Genomic DNA, 25,327 nt, shown 5'->3' with positions numbered 1-25,327 from the left:
TGCCCCCAATTAACTCGCGCAGGCCCAGGGTCATGCTCTGCATGGCGCGCTGTAGCTGGCCGAGTTCATCCTGACGCTCAGAGATTAGGTTCTGGGTCAGGTCGCCGGCAGCAACCCGCTCCGCCACCTTGAGGGTCTGGCTCAGGGGGATCACGATCTGGCGGGTGATGGCCCACGCGGCAAGTATGCCGAAGGCCAGCGCCAGGACAGTGGCCAGCAGTAGCAGGTCTTTAGCGTGCGCGGCGTCAGTGTCTCGGACGATGGTTTGCGACGCGGTGAGTTTTTTGCTGACGTCGAACAGGATGTCGCCTTGCACGGCCATGCGTTTGAGCGCGGCAGCGCTGGCAACCTGAGAGTCACGGAACTGGCTGACGGCGGCGCGGTAGGCCTTGAGCGATTCAGTGGCCTGCTGCAGGTTGGCAATGTGCTGTTCCGGCAGTTTGGAGGGCAGGCTTTCGAGGTTTTTCAACGCGTTGTCGATGGCGTCCAGCGCCGGTTGCTCGGCCTCGGTTTTGCCGCTGTAGGTGTAACCGCGCACCTGGAAGCGCGCTTGCTGGATCAGTTTGCTCAGGTCGATCACGCTGTTGAAATCGGCGACGCTGTCACCTTGCAGCATGGATTTTTCGACTTCGGCGACACGGGCCACGGCGTTGTCGGCGGTGGCGCCGAGTTTGCCACGGGCGTCTTCGCGGTTGGCGCCAGCCTGGGTCATGGCCGTGAAGGCTTGTTTGTACTCACTGACGGCGGCCAGTTGCTGGTCGATCATAGCCACGTCGGCCGGTTGTTCGATCAACGTGCGCGCGGTTTTCAGGCCAGTATCGAGTTGGCCGAGCAGGTCGTTGACCGCACCGGGGCCTTGTTCGCCGCGACGCATTTCGTATTCCAGGCGGGCCAGGCGCAGGTCTTTGGTCAGGTCATTGAGGCTGGCAATAAACCCCAGCTTATCGCCGCGACTCATCACACCGCTCAGGCCGGTCCAGCCGGTGAAGGTGATCAACAAGGTAAGCAGCAGCACCAGACCGAAGCCGACACCCAGTTTGCGATTGACGCTGACGTTCCCCAGTTTCTCGGCTAGCCATCGGTACATGCTGCAACTCCCTCGAACCATTTGTTGGTTTTATAGGGGCTGTATCGGCCGTGTGGCGACATTCTGTAGATGCCAGGGCGCTTTCCTTGTAGCAGCTGGCGAAGCCTGCGTTCGGCTCGGGCCGCGTTCGGACGAAGCAGTCGTCAATCCGGCGTACTTGGTAAACCTGAAAGACCGCGGCGCCCGATTTGCGACTGCTGCGCAGCCGAACGCAGGCTTCGCCAGCTGCTACAGGTTTGCGGTGTTTAGAAGAGGCGTGCGAGCAGCGCAGTGACGGCGGTCTCGACCCGCAGGATGCGGTCGCCGAGCTGTACCGGTTGCAGGCCGGATTTGCCGAGCAGGTCGATTTCGTAAGGAATCCAGCCACCTTCGGGGCCGATGGCGAGGGTTACCGGTTCGTTCAGGCCGCGAGGGCAGGGCGGGTAGTTGCCGGGGTGGCCGACGAGGCCGAGGGTGCCCTCGGTGATCGCCGGCAGACGGTCTTCGACGAACGGCTTGAAGCGCTTCTCGATGACGATTTCCGGCAGCACGCTGTCCCGGGCCTGTTCAAGGCCGAGGATTAGTTGCTCGCGAATCGCCTCTGGCTCCAGGAACGGGGTTTGCCAGAAGCTCTTCTCGACGCGATAGCTGTTCACCAGAATGATTCGTGGCACACCCATGGCCGCTACGGTCTGAAACACCCTGCGCAGCATTTTCGGCCGTGGCAGGGCCAGCACCAGGGTCAGCGGCAGCTTGGCCGGTGGCGGCTGGTCGAGGGTGACGCGCAACTCGGCTTCGTCGGCGTCCAGGCGCAGCAGTTCGGCCGAGCCCATCAGCCCGCCGATACGCCCGACCCGCAGGCTGTCGCCGACAACGGAGCGGTGGACTTCCTGCATGTGCGTCAACCGGCGATCACGCAGGATCGCCCGGTCGGCCGCAATGAAGTCGGCCTCTTCGAGCAGCAGCAGGTTCACGGTTGAGTCGCTGGCGGCTGGTCGTTGTGATCGTCGGCCGGTTGGTCGTCCGGGTGCTCGCCGCGCTTGCTGATCAGGCTGCCGAACAGGATGCCGATTTCAAACAGCAGCCACATCGGAACGGCCAACAAGGTCTGCGAGAAGATGTCCGGAGGCGTCAGGATCATTCCGACCACGAAACAGCCGATGACCACGTACGGGCGGATCTTCTTCAGGTATTTGACGTCGACCACGCCGATCCACACCAGCAGCACGACGGCCACCGGAATCTCGAACGCTACGCCGAAGGCGAAGAACAGCGTCATCACGAAATCGAGGTAGCTGGTGATGTCGGTCATCATTTCCACGCCGGCCGGGGTGGCGGAGGCGAAGAATTTGAAGATCAATGGGAACACCAGGTAATAGGCGAACGCCATGCCGGTGTAGAACAGCACGATGCTGGACATCAGCAATGGCACGGCAATGCGCTTTTCATGCTTGTACAGGCCCGGTGCGATGAAGCCCCAGATCTGATGCAGGATCACCGGGATCGCCAGGAACAGCGAGACCATCATCGTCAGCTTCAGCGGCGTCAGGAACGGCGACGACACGTCAGTGGCGATCATCGTCGCGCCGGCCGGCAGGTACGCGCGCAGCGGCGTGGAGACGAAGGTGTAGATCTGCTGGGTGAAGGCAAACAACCCGGCGAAGATGATGAAGATCGCCGCTACACAACGCAGCAGACGGGTACGCAACTCGGTGAGGTGCGAAACCAGCGGCATGTGCTGGTCGTTTTCGGGGAGTTCGCTCATGGGGCTCGCGGCGGCAGTGTTGGGTCATGAGGGGCCGGCGCAACAGGCGCAGCCGCGGGCGTAACAGGTTCAACCGGTGTTACTGCAACAACGGGCGCAGGTTCGACGGCTGCTACAACAGGTGCAGGTGCAGGTTCGGCAGCGGCTGGAGCATGAATCGTCTGCTCCGCCACAGGCTCAACCGGCTGAACCGGCGTAGCCTCCTGCTGAGTCGGCGTGAAAATCTTCCGCGCCTCCTGCTCCAGCGACAGAATGTGCTCGTTGTGCAGTTGCCGACGAATCTCGTCGGCACCGATTTCACGTTCAACTTCCTGTTTGATCGCGTTGAAGCTGCGCTTCAGACGGCCGACCCACAGGCCGGCGGTGCGCGCAGCACCCGGCAGACGCTCGGGGCCCAGCACCAGCAGGGCCACGAGGCCGACGAGCAGCAGTTCAGAGAAGCTGATACCAAACATTAGTCAGTGCTCACACGTCTTTGCGGATCGGCTCTTCGACTTTTTGCGCCTGCACGTCGATGGTGTGCGGCTGGTTCACCGAGGACTGCGGCTGAACCGGCGGTACCGGTTGGGACGGCGTCACGGTCGGATCGGCCGGTTTTTCGTCGTCGTTCATGGCTTTCTTGAAGCCCTTGATCGATTCGCCGACATCGGTGCCCAGGTTTTTCAGTTTTTTGGTGCCGAACACCAGTACGACAACAACCAGGATGACGATCCAGTGTTTCCAGTCAAAAATGCCCATGTTGCTGCTCCTCTCTAATAATTGTTCAGGCGGACGGGCGCGAGGCTTTCTCGGCGTGTCCGGACAGACCGAAACGACGGTCCAGTTCATCGAGTACAGCCTGTGGATGCTGCCCCAGTTGGGCGAGCATGACCATGCTGTGGAACCACAAATCGGCGGTTTCGTAGATCACATCGCTGCAGTCACCGCTGATGGCGGCATCCTTGGCGGCAATGATGGTTTCGACCGACTCTTCGCCGACTTTTTCCAGAATCTTGTTCAAGCCCTTGTGGTACAGGCTGGCGACATACGAGCTGTCGGCGGCGGCGCCTTTGCGCTCTTCCAGCACCTGGGCCAGACGGGTCAACGTGTCACTCATGGCTGTGTCCTGCGGAATAGATGGCGTGCGGGTCCTTGAGCACCGGATCGACGGTTTTCCAGTCGCCGTTCTCGAAGACGCGGTAGAAGCAGCTTTGACGGCCGGTATGGCAAGCGATGTCGCCGATCTGCTCGACCATCAGGATGATCACGTCGGCGTCACAGTCCAGGCGCATCTCATGCAGGGTTTGCACGTGGCCGGACTCTTCGCCCTTGCGCCACAGCTTGCCACGGGAACGTGACCAGTAAATAGCACGGTTCTCGGCAGCGGTCAGTTCCAGCGCTTCACGGTTCATCCAGGCCATCATCAGGACGCGCCCGGTCTTGTGATCCTGGGCAATCGCCGGCACAAGGCCATCGGCGTCCCACTTGATCTCGTCCAGCCAGTTTTTCATCTTCGACTCCGACAGCGGTTCCACACTTCATGAGTAGAACCCAAGCGTTGAAACAGTGTGCCAGCGTGCGGGGGCGCTGGCTATCGGCGAACGACCAGATACAAACCAACCGCCACCATGATGCCGGCCGGCCAATGTCCCAGTTCGTTTAGCGGCCCACCGGCAGCGAGTATTGTGCCGCCGGCCAGGTGCGCACAGCCGAGCAGTCGCAGCAGCCAATCGTCCTTGCGGCGGTGCCACGGTGGCGGCGGGTCGTAGGCGTGGGGCTGGGACATGCGTTCGAGCAGGTCGCGGGCCATGTTGGCCAGGTGCGGCAGCTGTTCGAACTGGCTCTGCACGTTGCCGATCAAGGCTTTGGGGCTGACGCGCTCACGCATCCAGCGTTCGAGGAATGGCTGGGCGGTGTTCCACAAATCGAGGTCCGGGTACAGCTGACGACCCAGGCCTTCAATGTTCAGCAGGGTTTTTTGCAGCAAAACGAGCTGCGGCTGCACTTCCATGTTGAAGCGTCGAGCGGTCTGGAACAGGCGCATCAGCACCTGGCCGAAAGAAATATCTTTTAACGGTTTTTCGAAGATCGGCTCGCACACGGTGCGGATCGCCGCCTCGAATTCGTTGAGTTTGGTTTCCGCCGGCACCCAGCCCGAATCGATATGCAGCTGCGCGACACGACGGTAATCACGCTTGAAGAACGCGAACAGGTTGCGCGCCAGGTAGTCCTGGTCTTCCGGGGTCAGGCTGCCGACGATGCCGCAGTCGATCGCAATGTACTGCGGGCTCCACGGGTTCACGGTGCTGACGAAGATGTTGCCGGGGTGCATGTCGGCGTGGAAGAAGCTATCGCGGAACACCTGGGTGAAGAAGATCTCGACGCCGCGCTCAGCGAGCATTTTCATGTCTGTGCGCTGGTCGGCCAAGGTTGTCAGGTCGGTGACCTGAATGCCGTAGATGCGCTCCATCACCAGCACTTTCGGCCGGCACCAGTCCCAATAGACTTGCGGCACGTAGAGCAGCGGCGAGCCGTCGAAGTTACGTCGCAACTGGCTGGCGTTGGCCGCCTCGCGCAGCAGATCGAGTTCGTCGTAGATGGTTTTTTCGTAGTCCTGGACCACGTCCACCGGGTGCAGCAGGCGCGCGTCGGCCGAGAGCTTTTCGGCGGCGCGGGCGAGGATGAACAGCCACGCCAGATCCTGCGCGATGATCGGTTTGAGGCCCGGGCGGATGACCTTGACCACCACTTCTTCACCGGTTTTCAGCTGCGCGGCATGCACTTGTGCCACCGAGGCCGAGGCCAGCGGTTCGACGTCGAAGCGGCTGAAGACTTCACTGATCTTTTTGCCGAGCTGTTCTTCGATCAGATTGACCGACACTTGCGAATCGAACGGCGGCACGCGGTCCTGCAGCTTCATCAGCTCATCAGCGATGTCTTCCGGCAGCAAGTCGCGGCGGGTGGACAGGATTTGCCCGAACTTGATGAAAATCGGTCCCAGGTCCTGCAACGCCAGACGCAATCGGGCGCCGCGGCTCAGGTCCAGCGTCTTGCGCGGGAACCAGCGCCATGGCAAGGCGTAGCGCAGCGCCAGCAAAAACCACGGCAGTGGCAGGGCGAACAACAGGTCATCGAGGCGGTAGCGAATCACAACGCGCTGGATGCGCAACAAACGGCGGACGGCAAGCAGCTTCATGCGTTATCGCTTGGGTCGAGGGATCGGGAGAGGCGCTCAAAACGCGCCTCGAGACGTTCCAGATCGAGTTTGATCTGGTCCAGTTCACTGAAACGGGCTTCGGCTTCGCGCTGACCGACGAGGGTGCGCGATTCTTCGGCCAGGTACTCGCCAAGATTCTGGTTCAGGCTGGCGAACCCTTGCTGGTACCAGCGTGCGCGACTGCGCAGGTGACCGCCGAGCAGTTGCGTGGCGACAGGTCCCAGCCAGCGCGAGAGTTCGTACTCCCAGTCCAGCTCAAGGTCCTGAAGGATCGCCGCCAGTTCCAGCAGCACGCCGCTGTCGCCATCAAGCTCGACTTCAGGAGCATGCAGGACCGAAGTCTTGTCCTTGCTCATGGCCAGTTTCAACAGGCTGGAGGCCGGTGCGCGCAAGGTGCAGTCGGCGCCGGTTTCCCAGTGGGAAGCCAGCATCAAGCCTTCGTCGCTGGGCAGGATGAACACTTGCAGCGCCGGGCTGCGGCAGTCGACGGCAATCACCTTGCCACTCAAATGCGCCAGCCGCGGCAGCGCTGTGCTGTCGAGACGCAGCACTCGGTTCAGACCGAGTTCAACGCTGGCGAGCAGGCCGGCCAGCAACATCAGGGTTTGATGCCACGGTGCAGGGCGACGATGCCTGCGGTCATGTTGTGGTAGGTCACGCGGTCGAAACCGGCCTCGACCATCATCGACTTCAGGGTTTCCTGATTCGGGTGCATGCGGATCGATTCGGCCAGGTAGCGATAGCTTTCCGAGTCGTTGGTGATCAGCTTGCCCATCAGCGGCATGAAGGCGAACGAGTAGGCGTCGTAGGCTTTGGACATCAGCGCATTGGTTGGCTTGGAGAACTCCAGCACCAGCAAACGGCCGCCCGGTTTCAGCACGCGCAGCATCGAGCGCAGGGCGTCTTCTTTATGGGTAACGTTGCGCAGGCCGAAGGCGATGGTCACGCAATCGAAATGGTTGTCCGGGAACGGCAGCTTTTCAGCATCGGCCTGGACGAATTCGACGTTGCCGGCCACACCCAGGTCCAGCAAACGGTCACGACCGACCTTGAGCATGGATTCGTTGATGTCGGCCAATACGACCTGGCCGGTCGGGCCAACGAGGTGCGAGAACTTCTTGGTCAGGTCGCCGGTGCCGCCAGCGATGTCCAGCACGCGGTTACCGGTGCGAACGCCCGACAGCTCGATCGCGAAACGCTTCCACAGACGGTGCATGCCGCCCGACAGGAGGTCGTTCATCAAGTCGTACTTGGCGGCTACCGAGTGGAAAACTTCAGCGACTTTTTCCGCTTTTTGGCTTTCCGGAACGTTTTTGAAACCGAAGTGAGTGGTGGGTTCGGCATCGCTGCCTTTGCGCTGATCAGTCATATCGCTGTCACCAGAAGAGAATGCGGGACATTCTAATCCCGGTGGCCTGCTTTGTCTTGGCAAGGCTGCAGGTAAGATAGGTAACCACCGGGACGTTTTGCCGCAGTAGCGGTCAGGATGCTTCGGGAAAGTATTCATAAAGCAGGAGTCATTCGATGGCCCGTATTAGTGTTGAGCGTGCCCATGGCCTGGGTAAGGAAGCGGCCCGCGAGAAGGCCGATCTGTTGGCGCAGAAACTGTCCGATCAATATGGCCTGGAGCCGCAATGGTCCGGCGACACCCTGAACCTCAAGCGTTCCGGTGTGAAAGGCGCGGTGTATGTGGGTGAGGATTCGATCAAGGTCGATGTCGAACTGGGCCTGTTGATGTCGGCCATGAGCGGCACGATCAAATCGGAAATCGAAAAGGCGTTGGATAAAGCGTTGGCTTAACTCGGTCTTGTTTTGGAAGGCGATCACTGTGGGAGCGAGCCTGCTCGCGAAAGCGGTCATTCAGTCGACAGCAATGTTGAATGTACCGGCCTCTTCGCGAGCAGGCTCGCTCCCACATTTGTTTTGTGGTGTGACCAAGGTTTTGTGTCAGTTGTTAGGGTGCCGTTTCTAATTATTCTCACTACTTTGTGCCTGAGCCCGACTCTTTCGCGGGCAGTTCCTCAAACCTTCTGCGCGTGAGGTGCACCATGGCCAAAGTTATTTTGAAGAAAAAAATCGACGCTTCGACAACCGCTCTGAGCGACGTTAAATCTTATGCCCGCAAGATCTGGCTGGCAGGCCTGGGTGCCTACACCAAGGTCGGCCAAGAGGGCAGCGAGTACTTTCAAGAGTTGATCCAGGCGGGTCAAGCTGTTGAAAAGAAAGGCAAAAAAGTAGTTGCCGAGAAACTTGAAGCGGCCAATGCCGAGATCGATGAAGCCAAGAGTGAAGTGAGCACTTTCAAAGGCAAAGTCGAACTTCAACTCGACAAGGTCGAGAAGGCTTTTGACTCGCGTGTCGCAAGTACCTTGAATCGTATCGGCATTCCGTCTAAACATGACGTTGAGACACTCTCTGCCAAGCTCGATGAGCTGACGGCATTGCTCGAACGCGTCGCGCGTAAATCTTAAGGAGAACGGGATGGCTGGTAAAAAGAACACCGAGAAAGAAGGCAGCTCGTGGATCGGGAAAGTCGAAGACTACTCCCGCAAAATCTGGCTGGCTGGTTTAGGCGTGTACTCGAAGATCGACACTGACGGCAGCAAGCTCTTCGATACATTGGTCAAAGACGGCGAGAAAGCCGAGAAGCTCACCAAGAGCGCAGTCGGCAAAAAAGTCGATGCTGCCAAGGACTCTGCCACGTCGGCCAAGTCGCGCATCAGCGGCGTGAAAGATCGTGCGCTGGGCAAGTGGGATGAGTTGGAAGGGGCTTTCGACAAGCGCCTGAACAGCGCCATTTCGCGCCTGGGTGTACCGAGCCGCAACGAAGTCAAAGCACTGCACAGCAAGGTCGATACCCTGACCAAGCAAATCGAAAGACTCACCGGTGCCAAGGTGGCGCCTGTTGCGGCGAAAACCGCGGCGGCCAAACCGGCAGCGAAGTCCGTTGCCAAACCACTGGCTAAAGCTGCCGCTAAACCGGCTGCCAAACCAGCGGCCAAAACTGCTGCAGCGAAACCTGCAGCAGCCAAGCCAGCGGCCAAAGCAGCAGCAAAACCAGCCGCTAAACCGGCTGCCAAAACTGCAGCAGCCAAACCCGCTACCAAGCCAGCGGCCAAACCTGCCGCAGCGAAGAAGCCAGCGGTGAAAAAGCCGGCAGCTCCGAAAGCGGCGGCACCAAAACCAGCAGTGGCTGCCGCCAAACCGGCAACCCCGGCCCCGGTCAGTGCATCGAACTCCGCTACTGCGCCGACCCCTGCTGCAACCCCGACTGTCGCGTCAGCTCCTTCGACGCCAACCAGTCAGTCCTGATTTTCAGGGCTCAAGAAAACGCCCGGCCTGCAAAGGTCGGGCGTTTTTTTATGCACGAATTAATGAACACCGCAGATCCACTGTGGGAGCGAGCAGGCTCGCTCCCACAGGGGTTAGTCGTGTTCTTCGAGGTATTGAAGGGCCAGTTGCTCCGTCGCGACCTTGATCGGCGGCAACAAATGCGGCGCCACCAGCATCATGATCTGGTACACCACCAATCTCACCTCACCCTCGCGATCCAGTATCCGCTGATAGTCCAGTGAGAACAGCAGCGTCATGGTGATCTGTTCCACCAGTTGCCCCAACGCCTGGGTATCGCTGACCAATTGCCCCTGAGCCTTTAATCGTGCGAGCAACGAAGCCAGTGTGCGCTTCAACGCATTGAGCAGGTTGCGTATGCCCTTGGCCAGTTTCGGCAAGCGCCCGGCGAGGTTCGACAGGTCCTGGAACAGAAACCGGTAGTGGGCCAGGCGTTCGACGATCAGGTGCAGAAACAGCCAGTAATCTTCCGGTGCCAGTTCCACATCGGCCGGTGGGTCGAGCAGGGGCGCCAGTTCGGCCTGGAAGCGCTCGAACAGTCCGAGAATCAACGGTTCCTTGCCGTGGAAGTGGTAGTAGAGGTTACCTGGGCTGATGCCCATTTCGTTGGCAACTTCCATGGTGGAGACGTTCGGCTCGCCCTTCTGATTGAACAACTGCAAAGCACATTCGAGAATCCGGTCGCGGGTTTTCATCCAGTCTTCTTAATGGTCGAGTCATGCCACGGCCGGCGCCGGCCGTGGTTCGTTGTCAGTCAGCGCACGCGCACATAAGTGCCGGGTGCCGCTTCCATCGGTGGATAGTTCTGGTTGCCAAGCGCCATGTGGGTTTCTTTTAGCGCGCCTGAACGTTCTTGAATCCAGCCCAGCCACTGAGTCCACCAACTGCCGTTAACTTGCTTGGCGTCGTAATACCAGGCCCGTGGGTCCGTGCTCAGCTTCGTGCTCTCGACGAAGTTGGCTTTCGGGTTTGAGGGGGGGTTGAGAATGCTCTGCACATGCCCGCTGTTGGACAACACGAAGCGTCGCTCGCCACCCAGCAGCAGGGCCGAGCGATACACCGCATCCCACGGGGTGATGTGGTCATTGATGCCCGCGACGCTGAAGCTGTCGACGTTGACTTTCTGCAAGTCGATCGGCGTGCCGCACACCTCCAGACCTCCTGGATGACTCAGCGGGTTGTGTTTGAAGAAGTCCAGCAAGTCGCCATGCAAGGCCGCCGGCAAACGTGTGTTGTCGTTGTTCCAGTAGAGGATGTCGAACGCCGGAGGCTCTTTGCCCAACAGGTAGTTGTTAACGAAATAGCTCCAGATCAAATCGTTGGGGCGCATCCAGGCGAAGATCTTGGCCATGTCGCGGCCATCCATCACGCCTTTCTGATAGGAGCGACGCTTGGCCGCCTCAAGCGTCTGTTCGTCGGCGAAGAGGGTCGCAGGCGAGTCCATCTGACTGTCGAGCAGGCTCACGAGATAGGTCGCGCTGGACACCCGCCGAAGTTGTCGCTTGGCCTGCAAATGGCCTTGCAGCGCGGCAATGGTCAGCCCGCCCGCGCAGGCGCCCATCAGGTTGACCTCACGAGCACCGGTGATCGCCCGGCACACATTCATCGCTTCTTCCACGGCTTCGACGTACGTCGACAGCCCCCATTCGCGATGACGTACATCCGGATTGCGCCAACTGATCATGAAGGTCTGCAAACCATTCTTCAGGGCGAACTGGACGAAGCTGTTGTGCGGACTCAGGTCGAAAATGTAGTACTTGTTGATTTGTGGCGGCACCACCAGCAGCGGTTTGGAATACTGCTTTTCGCTCATGGGCTTGTACTGGATCAACTCCAGCAGCTCATTGCGAAACACCACGGAGCCCGTAGTGGTGGCGACCGTTTTGCCGACCTCGAAAGCTTGCTTGGTGACTTGTCTGGGCAGGCCGTCGTTGTGCAGGAAGTCGTCGACCAGGTGGCTGATCCCTCGCACCAGGCTGTTGCCGCCGGAGTTGAAGATCTCCTTGATCGCCAGCGGATTAAGCAGGCTGTTGGACGGTGCCATGGCGTCGTTGAGCAAGGCGAACGCGAAGTGGGCACGGGCGCGATCGTCTGGAGTCATGTTGCTGTCGTCGATCCAGTGTTTGACCTGCTTCTGCCAGCTCAGGTAGGCCTGCAAACTGCGGCGATAAAAAGGGTTGAGGCTCCACGCCGGATCGGCAAAGCGCTTGTCCTGTGGATTGGTCGGGTGCAGGGTTTCGCCCAGCAGTACACGGCCCAGTTGACCGCCCAGCTTCAAGGCGTGTCGGGCGGTGTGCACCGGGTTGCGCAAACCATGGGCGGCAACGCTGCGCAGGGTAGAAAACAGATCCCGACCACGCAGGCCGGTAATCGCACTCTGTGCGTTGATGAACGCGGCGGGAGTGGGCAAAAATTCCCTCGCTGGTTTTTCGCGCATGAATCAACACTCCTTCGTCTTCAGGCCAAATACAGATACACCGAACCAGAACACCATAGACGCTGTTGCGGAATGTTGCGCGGCGCTGCGTCTTCCCGACCCCTTTTTGTAACAAAAGCCAGGGCCGATTAGCCGCCCAATGGCGACGGATGCGGATGCATCACGGCACGCTGACGTTCTTCCTCGAGAAACTTCATGATGATCGGTGCCACTGCTTCGGCCCGGGTAATCAAAAACAGATGCCCGTCGTCGATGATGTGCAACTGGGCGTTGGGAATCCGCCAGGCCAGTAACCGCATGTTGACCAACGGGATCAGAGGATCGTCGTCACCGGCCAGTACCAGGGTTGGCTGGTGGATCTTGTGCAACCAGTGAATGCTGGTCCAGCCGAGTCCGGCGAACAGCTGCCAGTAGTAACCGAGTTTGCCGGCCGAGCGGACCTTGGCGGCATGGCTGGCGGCCAGGGTCGGATCGCGACGGAACGCACCGCCATAGATCATCGGCGCAATGCGAATCACGTGAGACGGCTGGATGTAGCGTCGTGGGCTGGCCATCATCCACAGGACTCTCGGCTTGCCCGGCACCATCACCGTGCCAGCCGCCGTGGCCGCCAGAACGAGTTTCTTGCAGCGCTCGGGGTAGTCGTAAGCGAACTGCTGGGCGAGGGCGCCCCCCCAGGAAACGCCGATTACGTTGACTTGCCCGTAGTCGAGATAGTCGAGCATCCGCGCCGTGAGTTTCGCCAGGCCCGGAAAGCGATACGGTCGCCGTGGCGTCGACGAACCGCCGACACCAGGGACGTCGAAGGCGATGACTTCCAGGTCCGGGTCCAGCGCCGCGACGAACGGAAACACCAGCTCCAGGTTGGCGCCGATGCCGTTGAAAATCAGCAAGGGCGTCAAGTGAGGCTTGCCGGGGCGTACCGCCGTGCGGAGGGTCTGGCCATCCAGGTCGACGGTACGAAATATGAACGGTTGCGGCATGCTTCAGGCCCTGTGGGTGAATTCATCCCCTATACCCTTGTGGGAGCGAGCCTGCTCGCGAAAGCGTAAGGTCTGTTGACCTGAATGTTGAATGTTCAACCGCTTTCGCGAGCAGGCTCGCTCCCACAGTGGGGTGGGGTGTGTCAGTTACCGCTCGTGTACGTAAGTGCCCGGTGCGGCTTCACCCGCCGGATAAGCCTTATTGCCCAAACTGCTTGGAGACTTTTTCAGCTTGCCGGAACGCTCGGCTTGCCATGCCTGCCAGTGCAGCCACCAGGAATCGGTGTGCTTGGTGGAGTTTTCTTGCCACTCCTCAGCTTTGACCGGCATCTCGGTGCTGGTCATGTAGCGCGATTTCGGATTGCCCGGCGGGTTCAGAATGCTCTGGATATGCCCGCTGCTGGACAGCACGAATTCAACCTTGCCACCGAACAGTTGCGCCGACTTGTAGCAGGACTTCCAAGGGGTGATGTGGTCGTTGGTGCCGGCCAGGGAGTAGATGTCGGCAGTGACCTGCTTCAGATCGATCGGTGTGCCGCACACTTCCAGTGCATCAGGTCGGATCAGTGGGTTGGTTTTGAACATTTCGATCAGGTCGCCGTGGAACGCTGCGGGCAACCGTGTGGTGTCGTTGTTCCAGAACAGGATGTCGAAAACCGGCGGCTCGTTGCCCAGCAGGTAGTTGTTGACCCAGTAGTTCCAGATCAGGTCGTTGGGGCGCATCCAGGCGAAAATTTTCGCCATGTCGCGGCCTTCCAATACGCCGGCCTGATAGGAGTGGCGCTTGGCGGATTCGAGCGTCTGCTCGTCGACAAACAGTGCCACGTCGCTTTCCAGGGTGGTGTCCAGCACGCTGACCAGCAGCGTCAGGGCGTTGACCTTTTTCTCGCCGATCGCGGCGTAGTGGCCCAGCAGGGCGGTGCAGGTGATGCCGCCGGAGCAGGCGCCGAGCATGTTGATGTCTTTGCTGCCGGTGATCGCGGTGACCACGTCGACCGCTTCCTTGAGCGCTTCGATGTAGGTCGACAGACCCCACTCGCGCTGCTCCTTGGTCGGGTTGCGCCAGCTGACGATGAACGTCTGCATGTTGTTGCGCAGGCAGAAGCGCGCCAGGCTCTTGTCCGGGCTCAGGTCGAAAACATAGAACTTGTTGATCTGCGGTGGCACCACCAACAGTGGGCGCTCGTGCACCTGCTCGGTGGTCGGCCGGTAGTGGATCAGCTCCAGCACGTCATTGCGAAACACCACCGCGCCTTCGGTGACGCCCAGGCTCTTGCCAACCTCGAACGCGCCCATGTTGACCTGGCTCGGCATGCCGCCGTTGTTCACCAGATCCTTGGCCAGATGGGAGAGGCCGTCGAGCAGGCTTTTGCCGCCGGTTTCGAAGAAGCGTTTGACCGCCGCCGGGTTGGCCGCACTGTTGGTGGGGGCCATGGCTTCGGTCATGAGGTTGATCACGAAATGCCCGCGTGCGACATCCTTGGGCGAGAGGTTGCTGTCGCCGATCCAGTCGTGGAGTTCCTTGCGCCACGCCAGGTAAGTTTGCAAATAACGTCTGTACAGCGGGTTCTGGCTCCAGGCCGGATCGGCGAAGCGACGGTCATCGCTTGTCGGTTGGAGCTCGGATTTACCGAACAACACGTTCTTCAGTTCAAGACCAAAATGAGCGACATGCCTGGCGCTGTGAATCGGTTGTCTGATGGCCTGCCTAAGCACCATTCGAGCAGAAGCCAGTAGATCTTTTCCACGCAGCCCAACGACAGGATTCAGCCCCAAGGTGTTTTCCGAGGCCTGATACTTCAAGTCATCGTTATTCTTGTTACTCATCTACGACGCTCCATTGTCCTGAGACGAGTACCTGAGCCCAGCTGTGCATTCCCACAGCAAATGCCAGGTACTACTGCTCGGGTGACCGTTAATTCTGCATCGCTGCTTTTTAGTTCAGAGAGCACTGCAGGTACCTTGCCAGCTCCATTGGTTACCCGAGTTTAATTTTTTTCGCAAGCAGGCCAGTCGTCGACCCGGAAGCCGAGCATTCAAACAGATGGAATTAGAAAATGCCCTCTAAAGAGCGAAAGGCCTGAGCTAGAGCATCAGCTTGACGATGGATTCGTTCGGATCGCGGGTCTTTCCGGCGGCTTTGAGTTCGGCAAGATAATCGTTCCAGAGATCCTCTTGTCGCACGCCCAGCTGGTACAGATATTCCCAAGTGAACAGGCCGCTGTCGTGGCCGTCGTCGAAGGTCAACTTCAGTGCGTACTGACCGGCGGGTTCGACCTTGGTCAGGCCTACGCCGATCTTGCCAAATTGCAGGATAGGTTTGCCGTGGCCCTGGACCTCGGCGGAAGGAGAGTGCACGCGCAGGAACTCGGCGGGCAGGTGATGTTCCTCGCCGGACGCATATTTCAGCGACAGGGTTTTCGAGGCTTTGTGCAGTTTGATGTCGGTGGGGAGTTGGGTCATGACAGGTCATCCGTCTTGGTGGAGCACCCTGTAGGAGCTGCCGCAGGCTGCGATCTTTTGATCTTGTTTTTTTCAAGGAAAAATCAAAAGATCGCAGCCTGCGGCAGCTCCTACAGGGGAACAGGTGACCTACAGGATATAACGGGACAGGTCTTCGTTCTGCGCCAATTCGCCCAAGTGGCTGTTGACGTAATCGGCGTCGATCAGGATCGCCTTTTCGTCGTGGGCGCTGGCCAGGTCACCGGCGCTGAACGACACCTCTTCAAGCAGACGTTCAAGCAGTGTGTGCAGGCGACGGGCACCGATGTTCTCGGTCTTCTCGTTGACCTGCCAGGCGATCTCGGCAATACGCTTGATGCCGTCCGGCAGGAATTCGATCACCAGGCCTTCGGTCTTCAGCAGGGCGCAATACTGCTCGGTGAGCGACGCGTGCGGCTCGCTGAGAATGCGTTCGAAGTCTTCAGGCGTCAGGGCCTTGAGTTCGACACGAATCGGCAGGCGACCTTGCAGCTCAGGCACCAGATCGCTCGGTTTGCTCAGGTGGAACGCGCCGGACGCGATGAACAGGATGTGGTCGGTCTTGACCATGCCCAGTTTGGTGTTGACGGTGCAGCCTTCGATCAGCGGCAGCAGGTCGCGCTGTACGCCTTCGCGGGACACGTCGACGCCACCGGTGTTGCCGCGCTTGGCGACCTTGTCGATTTCGTCGATGAACACGATGCCGTGCTGCTCGACCGCTTCCAGCGCCTTGGCCTTCAACTCTTCTTCATTGACCAGGCGACCGGCTTCTTCGTCGCGCACCAGTTTCAGCGCTTCCTTGACCTTGATCTTGCGGCTCTTGCGTTTGCCCTTGCCCATGTTGGCGAACAGGCTCTGCAACTGGTTGGTCATCTCTTCCATGCCCGGCGGCGCGGAGATATCGACACCGGTCACTTCGGCGACTTCGATTTCGATCTCTTTGTCATCCAGCTGACCTTCGCGCAGGCGCTTGCGGAACAGCTGACGGGTGTTGGAGTCGGCCGACGGTGCGGCGTCGTCGTTGCTGAAGCCCATGCGTGCCGGTGGCAGCAGGGCGTCGAGGATGCGCTCTTCGGCGGCGTCTTCGGCGCGGTGGCGAACCTTGGTCATTTCCTGTTCGCGCAGCAGCTTGATCGCTGCGTCGGCCAGGTCACGGATGATCGATTCAACATCGCGGCCGACATAGCCGACTTCGGTGAACTTGGTCGCTTCGACCTTGATGAACGGCGCGTTGGCCAGTTTGGCCAGACGACGAGCAATCTCGGTTTTACCGACACCGGTCGGGCCGATCATCAGGATGTTCTTTGGGGTCACTTCAACGCGCAGCTCTTCAGGCAGCTGCATCCGGCGCCAGCGGTTACGCAATGCGATGGCGACGGCGCGCTTGGCATCGTCCTGGCCGATGATATGGCGATTGAGTTCGTGGACGATTTCACGGGGAGTCATGGACATAGTAATTGGCGGTCCTCAGGTAAAAGTGAGCCGTGGCGTGGTGGCCAAAACAGGCTTACTCAGCGAGGTCCTGCTCCTCAATGGTGAAGGTGTGGTTGGTGAATACACAGATGTCGCCGGCGATGCCGAGGGCGGTTTCGACGATTTCCCGGGCCGACAGGTCGGTTTTCTTCAGCAGCGCACTGGCGGCGGCCTGGGCGTAACCGCCACCGGAACCCATGGCGATCAGACCTTCTTCGGGTTCGACCACGTCGCCGTTGCCGGTGATGATCAGAGAGGCGTCTTTGTTGGCGACTGCGAGCATGGCCTCGAGGCGGCTGAGGGAGCGGTCAGTGCGCCATTCTTTGGCGAGTTCGACAGCGGCGCGAACCAGGTGGCCCTGATGTTTCTCAAGCTGGCCTTCGAAACGCTCGAAGAGGGTGAAGGCGTCAGCGGTGGCCCCGGCAAAACCGGCGATCACCTGGCCGTGGTACAGGCGGCGAACTTTCTTCGCGTTGCCTTTCATCACGGTATTGCCGAGAGAAACCTGGCCGTCGCCGCCCATGACGACTTTGCCGTGGCGGCGAACTGAAACGATGGTGGTCAAGGGAGAGTCTCCACGCAGCGGGGCGAAAATGCCTTATGCCAACTCATATGGGGGTGGTGGAGCGTATTTCAACTGTAGGAAGGGAGAGGGGACGAGCGGTGTTGAAGATGATCGTTCCCACGCAGAGCGTGGGAACGATCGGGGAAGGGGTTAGCGGCTTTGGCGTTGTTGTAACAACAAATTGCTGAACCCGCTGCCGGCCAGTTGTTTCTGGGCGGTGGTCAGTTGTTCGCGGTTGCTGAACGGTCCGACCAATACCCGATACCAGGTTTCGTCCTTCACGGTGCCGGATTCAACTGCCACAGCCTGACCGAGCAGGATGATCTGGGCCCGAACCTTGTCTGCATCAGCCTCCTTGCGGAACGAGCCGGCCTGCAGGAAGAACTTGGTCACTGGCGCCGCTTTGGACACCGGTGGCGCTGGCGGCGGGGTAATCCCGGCCAGTGCGGCCTGAGCCCGCGCGGTATCGATCTTCGCCGCTTGCTCTGGCGTGACCGGCGTCGTCGGAATGGCCGGCACTTGTGGCGTCGGCAGGGTTTTCTCCGGGACGGCATCCGGCGGCACGATCACTTCCGATTCCGGTAGCAAGGTGTAGAAGTCGTACTTCGGCTTCACCGGTTGCGTCGGGCTCGGCGGGGTCTTGTTGGCCTCGACGATCTTGGCTTTCTGCTGCTCGATCTTCTCGCGCTTGACGCTCTCGCTGCCCTTGCCCGGTTCCAGCTTCATCAGGAACACAATAAACGCGCCGACCGTCAGGCCGATGGCCATCCACAGCCAACCCGGGATCGGTTGCTTTGCAGGAGCTTGGTAACGGCTGGCGCCACGCTTGGGTGCTGGTTTTTTCTTGGCAGCCAACTTACATACGCTCCAGAGTTTCCAGACCCAAGAGTTCCAGGCCTTGCTTGAGAGTGCGACCGGTCAGCGCGGCGAGGCGCAGACGGCTCTGCATTTGCGCCGGGGTGTCGGCACCGAGTATCGGGCAGTTCTCGTAGAAGCTGGAGAACAGGCCGGCGACATCGTACAGGTAGGTGCACAGGATGTGCGGCGTGCCTTTGTCGGAAACGTTGTTCAGCACTTCGCCGAACTGCGCGAGCTTCGCCGCCAATTCGTGTTCGTGCGCCGCTTCGAGGACGATCTGGCCTTCGACTTCACTGAAGTCCTTGCCGAGTTTGCGGAACACGCCGGCCACGCGGGTGTAGGCGTACAGCAGGTACGGCGCAGTGTTGCCTTCGAAGTTCAGCATCAGGTCGAAGTTGAAGCTGTAGTCGCTGGTGCGGTGCTTGGACAGGTCAGCGTATTTCACCGCGCCAATGCCCACGACCTTGGCGATGTTGCGCAGTTCGTCTTCGGCAAGTGTAGGGTTCTTTTCTTTCACCAGGGTGTAAGCGCGTTCCTGAGCTTCGGTCAGCAGGTCGATCAGCTTCACGGTGCCGCCGTCACGGGTCTTGAACGGACGGCCATCGGCGCCGTTCATGGTGCCGAAGCCCATGTGTTCCATTTCCATCGGGTGCGTCACGAAACCGGCCAGGCGCGCGACCTGGAACACTTGCTGGAAGTGCAGGGCCTGACGCTGGTCGACGAAGTACAGCGCGCGATCAGCCTTCAGCTTGCCGCTACGGTAACGCACGGCCGCCAGGTCGGTGGTGGCGTAGAGGTAACCGCCGTCAGCCTTGACGATGATCACCGGCAGCGGGTCGCCATCAGCGTTTTTGAACTCGTCGAGGAACACGCACTGGGCGCCGTTGCTCTCGACCAGCAGGCCAGCGGCCTTGAGGTCGTTGACTACGTTGATCAGGTCGTCGTTGTAGGCGCTTTCGCCCATCACGTCGGCCATGGTCAGTTTGACGTTCAGCAGTTCGTAGATTTTCTGGCAGTGCGACAGCGAGATGTCCTTGAACTTGGTCCACAGCGCCAGGCAGTCCGGGTCGCCGGCTTGCAGCTTGACCACCAGGCCACGGGCGCGATCGGCGAACTCTTCGGATTCGTCGAAGCGTTGTTTGGCCGCACGGTAGAAGTTTTCCAGGTCCGACAGCTCGTCGCTGGTGATCGGGTTTTCCTGCAGATACGCCATCAGCATGCCGAACTGGGTGCCCCAGTCGCCGACGTGGTTCTGACGGATCACTTCGTCGCCGAGGAATTCCAGTACGCGCGCCACGCCGTCGCCGATGATGGTCGAGCGCAAGTGGCCGACGTGCATCTCTTTGGCCAGGTTCGGTGCCGACAGGTCGACGACAGTGCGCTGCACCGGACCCGTCTTGCGCACGCCGATGTGGGCGTCGGCCAGGGCGGCGTCCAGGCGAGTGGCCAGGGCCTGGGTGTTCTGGAAGAAGTTCAGGAAGCCGGGGCCGGCGATTTCGGTCTTGGTGACGTTTTCGTCAGCCGGCAGCGCGGCGATGATTTTCTCTGCCAGGTCGCGCGGCTTCATGCCGGCCGGTTTGGCCAGCATCATGGCGATGTTGCTGGCGAAGTCGCCGTGAGTCTTGTCACGGGAGTTTTCCACCTGGATCGCCGGCGACAGGCCTTCAGGCAACACACCTTCGTTGACGAGTTGGGTGATGGCTTGTTGGATCAGCTGGCGAATGGTGTCTTTCATGGTGTTCTCTTTCGACCGCAAGCGCGGCGGCGCCTGGATGCGCTAGTGGAAAAACTGGGCATTATCCGTTGCGAAGACGGGCTTGCCAACTATAGCGGGCAGGTTATGGATATGTGGTGACTAATCAACCGCCTTCGCGAGCAGGCTCGCTCCCACATTGACCTGATGAGCGCCGCAGATCCCCTGTGGGAGCGAGCCGGCTCCGGGCGGCGTTCCGACGAAAGCGATCTCAAAATCAATACAAATCGACCGGATCCACATCCAAAGACCATCGCACCGCCCGCCCACTCGGCATCTGCTCCAACACCAGCAGCCAGCTGCTTAATAGTCGATGCAGCGGCGCCCGGGCCGTCGCTTGCAGCAACAACTGCGCACGATAACGCCCGGCCCGGCGCTCCATCGGCGCCGGCACCGGCCCTAGCAGTTCAATCCCGGTCAGGTTCTGTTCGGCCAGCAAACGCTCGGCCTCGCTGCACGCCTCATCAAGAAAGCCTTCAGCTTGCCCCGGTTTGTGCGCTTCGGCCCGCAGCAGCGCCAAGTGCGCAAACGGCGGTAGGCCCGCCGAGCGACGTTCGCTCAACGCCTGTTCGGCAAAGGCGAAATAGCCCTGTTCAGTCAATTGCACCAGCAGCGGATGGTCGGCCAGGTGCGTCTGGATGATCACTTTGCCCGGCTCTTCAGCCCGGCCCGCGCGCCCGGCAACCTGGACGATTAGCTGCGCCATGCGCTCGCTGGCGCGGAAGTCGCCGGAAAACAGCCCGCCGTCGGCATCGAGAATCGACACCAGCGTCACCCGTGGAAAGTGGTGCCCTTTGGCAAGCATTTGCGTGCCGACCAGAATGCAGGGCTGGCCCTTCTGAATGGTCGCGAACAGCTGATTCATGGCGTCTTTACGCGAAGTGCTATCGCGGTCGACCCGCAGCACCGGGACGTCTGGAAACAAAATCCCCAATCGTTCTTCGGCGCGCTCGGTGCCGGCACCAACGGGTCGCAAATCGACCTTGCCGCACTTCGGGCAATGCCGAGGGACGCGTTCGACGTAGCCGCAATGGTGGCAGCGCAGTTCGCCGGAGCGCTGATGCACAGTCATGCGCGCATCGCAGCGCTGACACTCGGACATCCAGCCGCAGTCGTGACACAGCAAGGTCGGGGCAAAACCGCGACGGTTGAGGAACACCAACACTTGTTGCCCGGCGGCCAGCGTCTGGCCGATGGCTTGCTGCATCGGCCCGGAAATGCCGCTGTCCAGTGGACGACTTTTCACGTCCAGGCGCAGGAACCGCGGTTGTTTGGCGCCACCGGCACGCTCGTTCAAGCGTAAGAGTCCGTATCGACCGGTGTAGGCGTTGTGCAGGCTTTCCAGCGAAGGCGTGGCGGAGCCGAGGACAATCGGGATGTTTTCCTGGCGTGCGCGCACCAATGCCAGATCGCGGGCGTGATAGCGCAGGCCTTCCTGCTGTTTATAGGAACCGTCGTGCTCTTCATCGATGATGATCAGACCGGGGTTCTTCATCGGCGTGAACAGCGCGGAACGGGTGCCGATAATAATGTCGGCGTCACCGTCCCGGGCGGCGAGCCAGGCTTCGAGGCGCTCGCGGTCGTTGACCGCCGAGTGGATCAGCGCGATGCGTGCATTGAAGCGCTGCTCGAAGCGCGCCAGTGTCTGCGGGCCGAGGTTGATCTCCGGGATCAGTACCAGCGCTTGCTTGCCAGCCTCGAGCGTTTCGCGGATCAGCTGCAAATAGACTTCGGTCTTGCCGCTGCCGGTGACGCCGGCCAGCAGGAACGCGTGATAACTGTCGAACCCTGCGCGAATCGCCTCATAGGCCGCACGCTGCTCCGGGTTGAGCGGCAATTCCGGCTGCGCCAGCCAGTGTTCGTGGCGGGCGTCGGGGGCGTGCTTGCGGATTTCGACTTGCACCAGATCCTTGGCCAGCAGCAAATCCAGGCTGTCCTTGCTCAGCATCAGTTTGCTCAACAACTGATGGGCGACGCCATGGGGATGTTGGGCCAGGGTCGCCAGGGCCTCGCGTTGACGCGGGGCGCGAGTGATGCGCGGGTCATCAAGGCTGGCGCCGGGCGCGGCGGACCAGAAGCGCTCCTGCCGTGCTTCGGCCAGTTCGCCTTGTCGCAACAGTACCGGTAGCGCCCAGCTCAAAGTGTCGCCGAGGCTGTGCTGGTAATACTGAGACGTCCACAGGCACAGTTTGAATAGCGCTGGCGGCAGGGGCGGCGTGGCATCGAGCAGGGCCAGGGCCGGCTTGAGCTTTTCTACCGGCACTTCGCTGTGATCGGTCACCTCCACCAGAATCCCGATCATCTCCCGTCGGCCGAACGGCACCCGCAGGCGCATGCCCGGCTGCAACTGGGCACGCAGGATCCCGGCCGGGGCACGGTAATCGAACAGGCGGCGCAGAGGCGAAGGCAGGGCGAGGCGCAAAATGGCGTCGGGCACGCGGGGGGATCTCGATAAACAGGAAATAAACAGCGGGGATGCCACCTGTGGGAGCGAGCCTGCTCGCGAAGAGGGCATATCAGTCAGCACTCACGTCATCTGATACACCGCTTTCGCGAGCAGGCTCGCTCCCACAGGGAGTATGCTTTGGGCCGGGAGCCTAGCAGACGACTGGTGTAAGCGACAGCTTGCGTGATCGCAAAGGTCTGGTAGAATCCGCGGCCTAATTATGTGCGGTATTCAACAATAGTGTTGAGTGGCGGCACACTAGCCTGAGGAATACACCATGAAAGCCGATATCCATCCAGCGTACGAAACCATCGAAGTAACTTGCAGCTGCGGCAACAAGTTCGAAACTCGTTCGAACCTGTGCAAGCCACTGGGTACTGACGTATGCAACGAGTGCCACCCGTTCTACACCGGTAAGCAGAAGACTCTGGATACTGGCGGCCGTGTACAGCGCTTCGCAGACCGTTTCGGTGCTTTCGGCAAGAAAGCTCCTGCTGCTGCAGAGTAAGGTTGCAAAGCCCCATGGGCTTTACCTTGCTGATGAAAAAGGCGTCCCTCGTGGGCGCCTTTTTTGTGTCTGCGATTTGGCTTTCCGGTGCCCAGGCCTTCTGCCCGGCGCCGAGCGGGCTGACACCCGTTGTGGTGCAACGGGTAGTGGATGGTGACACGCTGCGTCTGAGCGATGGCCGTAGCGTGCGCATGATCGGTTTGAATACGCCGGAGCTGGGCAAGAAAGGTCGCTCCGACGAGCCGTTCGCGGTGGCGGCACGCCAACGCCTGGAAGCACTGGTGGCTGCAAGCGACGGACGGGTCGGTTTATTGCCCGGTAAAGAAAGCAAAGACCATTACGGCCGCACCTTGGCCCATGTCTACAGCGCCGATGGCGCCAACCTTGAAGCGCAGATGCTCGCTGAAGGACTTGGTTTCCAGGTAGCGGTCGCGCCAAATGTCGATCTGGTCGACTGCCAGCAAGCGGCGGAACACCGCGCCCGTCAGGCCGGATTCGGGTTGTGGCGTCAATCCCCTGTACTGAAAGCGGAGCAGATCAACACGTCCGGTTTCGCTGTGCTCAGCGGTCGTGTGAGCAAGGTTCAGCGCAATCGCGGCGGGGTTTGGATCGAGTTGCAGGATTCGGTTGTACTGCGCGTTGCACCCAATTTGCTGGGGCAGTTCGATGTGGCGAATCTCGAGCGGCTGAAGGGCAGGCAGATCGAAGCCCGTGGCTGGGTGCTGGACCGTTCGCGGCGCGGCGGCCTGAAAGAAGGACAGGCACGCTGGCTTTTGCCATTGACCGACCCGGCGATGCTTCAGATGGCGCAGTGATAAAAAATTGTAGACATTTTTTATTCTGATTGTGAACAGTCTATCCCTTGTGTTCCGCGGCTCTTGGTCCAAAGTCGTAGGGCCGGGTGCTTGACAGGGGTGACCGGTCAGTCTTGTAGGGACTTTGCGACACGAGTATCCTCGGCGGTCCGTCTGTCCCACAGTAAAAAGCGGAATGCCCCTATGTCTGATTTGAAAACTGCCGCTCTCGAATATCATGCCCATCCTCGTCCAGGGAAGCTGAGCGTCGAGCTCACCAAAGCCACCGCTACCGCCCGCGACCTGTCGCTGGCCTACAGCCCCGGTGTAGCCGAACCAGTCCGCGAAATCGCCCGCGACCCTGAACTCGCCTACAAGTACACCGGCAAGGGCAATCTGGTTGCAGTCATTTCCGATGGCACCGCAATTCTTGGCCTGGGTAACCTCGGCCCATTGGCTTCCAAGCCAGTGATGGAAGGTAAAGGCGTGCTGTTCAAGCGCTTCGCCGGCATCGACGTTTTCGACATCGAAGTCGACTCCGAAAGCCCGCAAGCCTTCATCGACACCGTCAAGCGCATCTCCATCACCTTTGGTGGCATCAACCTGGAAGACATCAAGGCACCTGAGTGCTTTGAGATCGAACGCGCTCTGATCGAGCAGTGCGACATTCCGGTATTCCACGATGACCAGCACGGCACCGCGATTGTTACTGCGGCCGGCATGATCAACGCCCTGGAAATCGCCGGCAAAACCCTGGCCGACGCCAAGATCGTCTGCCTGGGCGCCGGTGCTGCCGCCATCTCCTGCATGAAATTGCTGGTGAGCATGGGTGCCAACATCGAAAACATCTTCATGGTTGACCGTACCGGCGTGATCCACTCCGGCCGTGACGACCTGAACCAGTACAAGGCTGTTTTCGCTCACGCGACTGAAAAACGCACGCTGGCCGACGCCCTGAAAGGCGCGGACGTGTTCGTTGGCCTGTCCGGCCCGAACCTGCTGAGCGCTGAAGGCCTGAAATCCATGGCGGCCACCCCGATCGTGTTCGCGTGCTCCAACCCTGATCCGGAAATCGCCCCGGAGCTGGCTCACGCCACCCGTGACGACGTAATCATGGCCACCGGCCGTTCGGACTACCCGAACCAGGTCAACAACGTGCTGGGCTTCCCGTTCATCTTCCGCGGTGCCCTGGACGTTCGCGCCAAGCGCATCAACGAAGAAATGAAAGTGGCTGCGGCCAACGCCCTGCGTGAACTGGCCAAGCTGCCGGTTCCTCAGGAAGTGTGCGACGCCTACGGCGGCATCAAACTGGAATTCGGTCGTGAGTACATCATTCCGAAGCCAATGGATGCCCGTCTGATCACCGTGATTTCCGATGCCGTGGCCAAGGCTGCGATCGAGACTGGCGTAGCGACCCTGCCGTATCCGAAGAACTACCCGCTGAAAAGCGTGGATGACGTGTTCAACGGCTAAGTCGTTGTAGCGCTTCAACACAAAGCCCTGGCTCTTGCGAGTCGGGGCTTTTTTTTGCCTGCAGGTTTGTGGGTGACTGTGATGGCCTCTTCGCGAGCAGGCTCGCTCCCACATTTGACCGATGTGTACATGAATCCCGAGTACACCCAAATTCACTGTGGGAGCGAGCCTGCTCGCG

Annotated in this window: 25 protein-coding genes and 1 pseudogene; 6 read left to right on the top strand and 20 right to left on the bottom strand. The window is 60.2% G+C overall.

The window, feature by feature from the left end:
* Positions 1-28: 28 nt before the first annotated feature.
* From JFU47_RS33640 to ubiE, 10 genes and pseudogenes are all read right to left on the bottom strand, one after another.
* A pseudogene (locus JFU47_RS33640) lies at positions 29-1,087 on the bottom strand (methyl-accepting chemotaxis protein); the annotation flags it as partial.
* A gap of 245 nt (positions 1,088-1,332) precedes the next feature.
* Complete coding sequence (locus JFU47_RS15515; RefSeq protein ID WP_201184032.1) at positions 1,333-2,040, bottom strand: 16S rRNA (uracil(1498)-N(3))-methyltransferase; 708 nt, start codon at positions 2,038-2,040, stop codon at positions 1,333-1,335.
* Positions 2,037-2,831, bottom strand: coding sequence for a twin-arginine translocase subunit TatC (tatC, locus tag JFU47_RS15510; protein ID WP_201184029.1), 795 nt, complete (start codon positions 2,829-2,831; stop codon positions 2,037-2,039). Before tatC ends, JFU47_RS15515 begins: the two co-directional genes overlap by 4 nt.
* Positions 2,828-3,286: a Sec-independent protein translocase protein TatB gene (gene tatB / locus JFU47_RS15505; protein WP_201184026.1), complete on the bottom strand. Its 459-nt coding sequence runs from the start codon at positions 3,284-3,286 to the stop codon at positions 2,828-2,830. Before tatB ends, tatC begins: the two co-directional genes overlap by 4 nt.
* 10 nt (positions 3,287-3,296) lie before the next feature.
* A complete protein-coding gene (locus tag JFU47_RS15500; RefSeq protein WP_140680633.1) occupies positions 3,297-3,569 on the bottom strand; it encodes a twin-arginine translocase TatA/TatE family subunit in 273 nt (90 codons plus the stop codon).
* A gap of 25 nt (positions 3,570-3,594) precedes the next feature.
* A complete protein-coding gene (locus JFU47_RS15495) occupies positions 3,595-3,927 on the bottom strand; it encodes a phosphoribosyl-ATP diphosphatase (RefSeq protein ID WP_007899279.1) in 333 nt (110 codons plus the stop codon).
* Complete coding sequence (hisI, locus tag JFU47_RS15490) at positions 3,920-4,321, bottom strand: phosphoribosyl-AMP cyclohydrolase (RefSeq protein ID WP_008149521.1); 402 nt, start codon at positions 4,319-4,321, stop codon at positions 3,920-3,922. Before hisI ends, JFU47_RS15495 begins: the two co-directional genes overlap by 8 nt.
* Positions 4,322-4,401: 80 nt before the next feature.
* Positions 4,402-6,006, bottom strand: coding sequence for a ubiquinone biosynthesis regulatory protein kinase UbiB (gene ubiB / locus JFU47_RS15485; protein WP_046052145.1), 1,605 nt, complete (start codon positions 6,004-6,006; stop codon positions 4,402-4,404).
* Positions 6,003-6,626, bottom strand: coding sequence for a ubiquinone biosynthesis accessory factor UbiJ (locus tag JFU47_RS15480; RefSeq protein WP_111449382.1), 624 nt, complete (start codon positions 6,624-6,626; stop codon positions 6,003-6,005). The genes ubiB and JFU47_RS15480 overlap by 4 nt, the downstream gene beginning before the upstream one ends.
* Positions 6,626-7,396 (bottom strand): bifunctional demethylmenaquinone methyltransferase/2-methoxy-6-polyprenyl-1,4-benzoquinol methylase UbiE, encoded by a 771-nt coding sequence (gene ubiE / locus JFU47_RS15475; RefSeq protein WP_007948968.1) that lies wholly within the window; start codon positions 7,394-7,396, stop codon positions 6,626-6,628. The genes JFU47_RS15480 and ubiE overlap by 1 nt, the downstream gene beginning before the upstream one ends.
* A gap of 155 nt (positions 7,397-7,551) precedes the next feature.
* On the opposite strand from ubiE, the gene JFU47_RS15470 reads away from it, so the two are divergent.
* From JFU47_RS15470 to JFU47_RS15460, 3 genes are all read left to right on the top strand, one after another.
* Positions 7,552-7,827, top strand: a complete 276-nt coding sequence (locus JFU47_RS15470; RefSeq protein ID WP_074872865.1) for a polyhydroxyalkanoic acid system family protein — start codon at positions 7,552-7,554, stop codon at positions 7,825-7,827.
* Positions 7,828-8,075: 248 nt separating this feature from the next.
* Positions 8,076-8,498 (top strand): phasin family protein, encoded by a 423-nt coding sequence (locus JFU47_RS15465; RefSeq protein ID WP_201184023.1) that lies wholly within the window; start codon positions 8,076-8,078, stop codon positions 8,496-8,498.
* A gap of 10 nt (positions 8,499-8,508) precedes the next feature.
* On the top strand, positions 8,509-9,339 hold the full coding sequence (locus JFU47_RS15460; RefSeq protein ID WP_201184020.1) for a phasin family protein: 831 nt from the start codon (positions 8,509-8,511) through the stop codon (positions 9,337-9,339).
* A 113-nt stretch (positions 9,340-9,452) separates the two neighbouring features.
* Here the strand turns inward: JFU47_RS15460 and JFU47_RS15455 are convergent, their stop codons facing one another.
* The 10 genes from JFU47_RS15455 to JFU47_RS15410 form a co-directional block, all read right to left on the bottom strand.
* Positions 9,453-10,073, bottom strand: coding sequence for a TetR/AcrR family transcriptional regulator (locus JFU47_RS15455; RefSeq protein WP_140680643.1), 621 nt, complete (start codon positions 10,071-10,073; stop codon positions 9,453-9,455).
* A 59-nt stretch (positions 10,074-10,132) separates the two neighbouring features.
* The gene (gene phaC, locus JFU47_RS15450) at positions 10,133-11,815 is read right to left on the bottom strand and encodes a class II poly(R)-hydroxyalkanoic acid synthase (RefSeq protein WP_140680645.1); all 1,683 of its coding nucleotides are present in this window, start codon (positions 11,813-11,815) and stop codon (positions 10,133-10,135) included.
* 128 nt (positions 11,816-11,943) lie between these two features.
* On the bottom strand, positions 11,944-12,798 hold the full coding sequence (phaZ, locus tag JFU47_RS15445) for a poly(3-hydroxyalkanoate) depolymerase (protein ID WP_123366951.1): 855 nt from the start codon (positions 12,796-12,798) through the stop codon (positions 11,944-11,946).
* Between the two features lie 147 nt (positions 12,799-12,945).
* The gene (gene phaC / locus JFU47_RS15440) at positions 12,946-14,625 is read right to left on the bottom strand and encodes a class II poly(R)-hydroxyalkanoic acid synthase (RefSeq protein WP_201184017.1); all 1,680 of its coding nucleotides are present in this window, start codon (positions 14,623-14,625) and stop codon (positions 12,946-12,948) included.
* A 258-nt stretch (positions 14,626-14,883) separates the two neighbouring features.
* The gene (locus JFU47_RS15435) at positions 14,884-15,261 is read right to left on the bottom strand and encodes a gamma-butyrobetaine hydroxylase-like domain-containing protein (RefSeq protein ID WP_008149540.1); all 378 of its coding nucleotides are present in this window, start codon (positions 15,259-15,261) and stop codon (positions 14,884-14,886) included.
* A gap of 129 nt (positions 15,262-15,390) precedes the next feature.
* Positions 15,391-16,731, bottom strand: coding sequence for an ATP-dependent protease ATPase subunit HslU (gene hslU / locus JFU47_RS15430; protein WP_123366949.1), 1,341 nt, complete (start codon positions 16,729-16,731; stop codon positions 15,391-15,393).
* Positions 16,732-16,786: 55 nt separating this feature from the next.
* Positions 16,787-17,317: an ATP-dependent protease subunit HslV gene (gene hslV, locus JFU47_RS15425; protein ID WP_007899242.1), complete on the bottom strand. Its 531-nt coding sequence runs from the start codon at positions 17,315-17,317 to the stop codon at positions 16,787-16,789.
* Positions 17,318-17,467: 150 nt separating this feature from the next.
* Positions 17,468-18,172, bottom strand: a complete 705-nt coding sequence (locus JFU47_RS15420; protein WP_033055354.1) for an SPOR domain-containing protein — start codon at positions 18,170-18,172, stop codon at positions 17,468-17,470.
* Position 18,173: 1 nt separating this feature from the next.
* Positions 18,174-19,910 (bottom strand): arginine--tRNA ligase, encoded by a 1,737-nt coding sequence (argS, locus tag JFU47_RS15415; RefSeq protein ID WP_201184014.1) that lies wholly within the window; start codon positions 19,908-19,910, stop codon positions 18,174-18,176.
* A 235-nt stretch (positions 19,911-20,145) separates the two neighbouring features.
* Entirely contained in the window at positions 20,146-22,365 is a 2,220-nt protein-coding gene (locus tag JFU47_RS15410) for a primosomal protein N' (protein WP_201184011.1), read from the bottom strand.
* 286 nt (positions 22,366-22,651) lie between these two features.
* On the opposite strand from JFU47_RS15410, the gene rpmE reads away from it, so the two are divergent.
* The 3 genes from rpmE to JFU47_RS15395 all read left to right on the top strand — a co-directional run bounded on the left by rpmE (position 22,652) and on the right by JFU47_RS15395 (position 25,149).
* The gene (gene rpmE / locus JFU47_RS15405) at positions 22,652-22,882 is read left to right on the top strand and encodes a 50S ribosomal protein L31 (protein WP_008080648.1); all 231 of its coding nucleotides are present in this window, start codon (positions 22,652-22,654) and stop codon (positions 22,880-22,882) included.
* A 14-nt stretch (positions 22,883-22,896) separates the two neighbouring features.
* A complete protein-coding gene (locus JFU47_RS15400; RefSeq protein ID WP_201184008.1) occupies positions 22,897-23,697 on the top strand; it encodes a thermonuclease family protein in 801 nt (266 codons plus the stop codon).
* Between the two features lie 183 nt (positions 23,698-23,880).
* Positions 23,881-25,149, top strand: coding sequence for a malic enzyme-like NAD(P)-binding protein (locus JFU47_RS15395; RefSeq protein WP_123366945.1), 1,269 nt, complete (start codon positions 23,881-23,883; stop codon positions 25,147-25,149).
* Positions 25,150-25,327 lie beyond the last annotated feature (178 nt).

It is taken from the genome of Pseudomonas sp. TH39(2020), from assembly GCF_016650715.1.
In the GTDB taxonomy this organism is placed as follows: Bacteria; Pseudomonadota; Gammaproteobacteria; order Pseudomonadales; family Pseudomonadaceae; genus Aquipseudomonas; species Aquipseudomonas mandelii_C.
This window is presented reverse-complemented; position numbering and strand designations above follow the sequence as displayed.

What these genes read in the sequence shown, in the direction of transcription:
- tatC (WP_201184029.1), bottom strand. Translation starts at nt 2,831, where the DNA reads ATGAGCGAACTCCCCGAAAACGACCAGCACATGCCGCTGGTTTCGCAC.
- tatB (WP_201184026.1), bottom strand. Translation starts at nt 3,286, where the DNA reads ATGTTTGGTATCAGCTTCTCTGAACTGCTGCTCGTCGGCCTCGTGGCC.
- JFU47_RS15500 (WP_140680633.1), bottom strand. Translation starts at nt 3,569, where the DNA reads ATGGGCATTTTTGACTGGAAACACTGGATCGTCATCCTGGTTGTTGTC.
- JFU47_RS15495 (WP_007899279.1), bottom strand. Translation starts at nt 3,927, where the DNA reads ATGAGTGACACGTTGACCCGTCTGGCCCAGGTGCTGGAAGAGCGCAAA.
- hisI (WP_008149521.1), bottom strand. Translation starts at nt 4,321, where the DNA reads ATGAAAAACTGGCTGGACGAGATCAAGTGGGACGCCGATGGCCTTGTG.
- ubiB (WP_046052145.1), bottom strand. Translation starts at nt 6,006, where the DNA reads ATGAAGCTGCTTGCCGTCCGCCGTTTGTTGCGCATCCAGCGCGTTGTG.
- JFU47_RS15480 (WP_111449382.1), bottom strand. Translation starts at nt 6,626, where the DNA reads ATGTTGCTGGCCGGCCTGCTCGCCAGCGTTGAACTCGGTCTGAACCGA.
- ubiE (WP_007948968.1), bottom strand. Translation starts at nt 7,396, where the DNA reads ATGACTGATCAGCGCAAAGGCAGCGATGCCGAACCCACCACTCACTTC.
- JFU47_RS15470 (WP_074872865.1), top strand. Translation starts at nt 7,552, where the DNA reads ATGGCCCGTATTAGTGTTGAGCGTGCCCATGGCCTGGGTAAGGAAGCG.
- JFU47_RS15465 (WP_201184023.1), top strand. Translation starts at nt 8,076, where the DNA reads ATGGCCAAAGTTATTTTGAAGAAAAAAATCGACGCTTCGACAACCGCT.
- JFU47_RS15460 (WP_201184020.1), top strand. Translation starts at nt 8,509, where the DNA reads ATGGCTGGTAAAAAGAACACCGAGAAAGAAGGCAGCTCGTGGATCGGG.
- JFU47_RS15455 (WP_140680643.1), bottom strand. Translation starts at nt 10,073, where the DNA reads ATGAAAACCCGCGACCGGATTCTCGAATGTGCTTTGCAGTTGTTCAAT.
- phaC (WP_140680645.1), bottom strand. Translation starts at nt 11,815, where the DNA reads ATGCGCGAAAAACCAGCGAGGGAATTTTTGCCCACTCCCGCCGCGTTC.
- phaZ (WP_123366951.1), bottom strand. Translation starts at nt 12,798, where the DNA reads ATGCCGCAACCGTTCATATTTCGTACCGTCGACCTGGATGGCCAGACC.
- phaC (WP_201184017.1), bottom strand. Translation starts at nt 14,625, where the DNA reads ATGAGTAACAAGAATAACGATGACTTGAAGTATCAGGCCTCGGAAAAC.
- JFU47_RS15435 (WP_008149540.1), bottom strand. Translation starts at nt 15,261, where the DNA reads ATGACCCAACTCCCCACCGACATCAAACTGCACAAAGCCTCGAAAACC.
- hslU (WP_123366949.1), bottom strand. Translation starts at nt 16,731, where the DNA reads ATGTCCATGACTCCCCGTGAAATCGTCCACGAACTCAATCGCCATATC.
- argS (WP_201184014.1), bottom strand. Translation starts at nt 19,910, where the DNA reads ATGAAAGACACCATTCGCCAGCTGATCCAACAAGCCATCACCCAACTC.
- rpmE (WP_008080648.1), top strand. Translation starts at nt 22,652, where the DNA reads ATGAAAGCCGATATCCATCCAGCGTACGAAACCATCGAAGTAACTTGC.
- JFU47_RS15400 (WP_201184008.1), top strand. Translation starts at nt 22,897, where the DNA reads ATGGGCTTTACCTTGCTGATGAAAAAGGCGTCCCTCGTGGGCGCCTTT.
- JFU47_RS15395 (WP_123366945.1), top strand. Translation starts at nt 23,881, where the DNA reads ATGTCTGATTTGAAAACTGCCGCTCTCGAATATCATGCCCATCCTCGT.